Annotated in this window: 1 protein-coding gene and 1 pseudogene; both read left to right on the plus strand. The window is 34.3% G+C overall.

The window, feature by feature from the left end; genetic code table 11:
* Positions 1 to 194: 194 nt before the first annotated feature.
* Positions 195 to 446 (plus strand): annotated as a pseudogene (locus tag AC1DRF_RS25135) (DUF4352 domain-containing protein); the annotation flags it as partial.
* Positions 447 to 1,191: 745 nt separating this feature from the next.
* Positions 1,192 to 1,957 (plus strand): FAD-dependent oxidoreductase (locus tag AC1DRF_RS25140; protein ID WP_477741974.1); only part of this gene is annotated, 766 nt, incomplete at its 3' end.

Genomic DNA, 1,957 nt, shown 5'->3' on the forward strand with positions numbered 1-1,957 from the left:
GAAGAAGAGATTACACTTGAAATGGTAAAAAATTTAATTGAGACGATAGAAGGAGTTGCAAGAGACAGGTAAGAAATGGATAATTTAATGTTTGATGATGATACTGAATAAAAAGAAGTAAGTGAAGAGTTAAGTAAGAGAGATTAATATAGTTTTAAAAATATGAATAGAAAACAAAATATAAGAATAAAGGAAAGAAAAATCATAAAATAAGTGAGCTACTTCATTTTGATATTCAAAAAGGAGACACTCAATACTTTGCTACGGTTGTTTCTGGTGCCACAGAGAATCATTTGAACGGAAACATTTCACCAGGAGAAAAACAAAGCGGTATTGCAACGTTTGATATACCAAAAGAAGGCGATTTTAAGTTTGAATTTAGCGGTTTTAGTAAAAATCGTGGTGTTTGGACGTTTACACAAGATGATATTCAACCAGCTCAATAAGAATCAAAATAAGTCACGTGCTAATCGTGGCTTATTTTGATTGAACTCATCAACAACCATGGCTCATAAATAAAGTAATTAAACAAATTTAAAATGAAAGGAGCATGTAAATTACTGTTAAGTATGTCCTATGTAAAAGTCAACATACATGTTAGGTTTTATAACATAAATTTCTGAATAATCATTTACTTATTCACTTATTTCATGGTATGTTATATGACATAGATATTGTAACTTGCAATATGAGCTGAAAATTAGTCATTGCAATATATACTTATTTTTCTAAAAATGCACCTGGACGAGCCGGTGCTCTATACATATATACGTCTACGTATAACTAGTCAAAAAGAATGAAGGCTTTTCTATTTCTAGTGCTGTTTGTTCGTTCGAGTGAGTATAGTTATAGTAGGTGAAATTTTCAAGAAAGTTATTTTGATTTTTAATTTGAATTTTTGGAATAGTTTGTTATTTTTCAAACTCTTGTTTTGATACTTAAAAGTAGGTATAACAGTTTCCTAATAAAAGAAAATGCAGACGGAATTTAATAAGTTTTTTGGAATTTGTGGGCGATTTTCTCACTTTTTTATCATTTTTGAATAGTTTATAATCATCAGACAATTATACTGTGATATAGTTATAAGTGAGACAGAAAAAGGTGTGTTCTTAGGTCGCACCTGAATTTTTTTACTACGTAAGCAGGAGCGCCTACATCTTTTTACAAATATAGGGGATGAGGAAGGTTATAATGAGCAACGTACAGAAAAAAACAGACGTTATCTTAATTGGKGCCGGAGTSATGAGCGCAACKTTGGGATCWTTACTMAAAGAGTTAGCRCCKGAATGGGAMATYAAAGTATTTGARAAACTCGCAGAYGCAGGRGAAGAAAGCTCGAACGAATGGAATAATGCAGGGACGGGCCATTCTGCGCTGTGCGAACTAAACTATACATCAGAAAAAGCTGATGGATCTATAGATATAACAAAAGCGATCCGAATTAACGAGCAGTTTCAGCTATCAAGACAGTTTTGGTCTTATCTGGTAAGCAGCAAGTTGATTCGCAATCCGCAAGATTTTATCATGCCAATTCCGCATATGAGTTTGGTACAAGGGGAAAAAAATGTATCGTTTCTGAAAAAGCGTTTTGAAGCGCTGTCAAACAATCCGTTGTTTCAAGGAATGGAGTATTCCGACAGTCCTGACAAACTAAAAGAATGGATTCCGTTAATCATGAAGGGGCGCACGTCAAATGAACCAATTGCCGCAACTAAAATTGATTCGGGAACAGACGTAAACTTCGGTGCTTTAACACGCATGTTGTTTGACCACCTGAAGAATAAAGGGGTTCACGTTCATTACAAACGAAGTGTAAAAGATATTAAACGTAAAAGTGACGGTATGTGGGAAGTAAAAGTCGCAGATGTAGACAGCGGAAAAGTTGAGTACCACACGGCAAAGTTTATCTTTATCGGAGGTGGAGGCGGAAGCTTGCCTTTACTTCAAAAAACAGGTA

This window comes from Priestia sp. P5_B4, assembly GCF_056400385.1.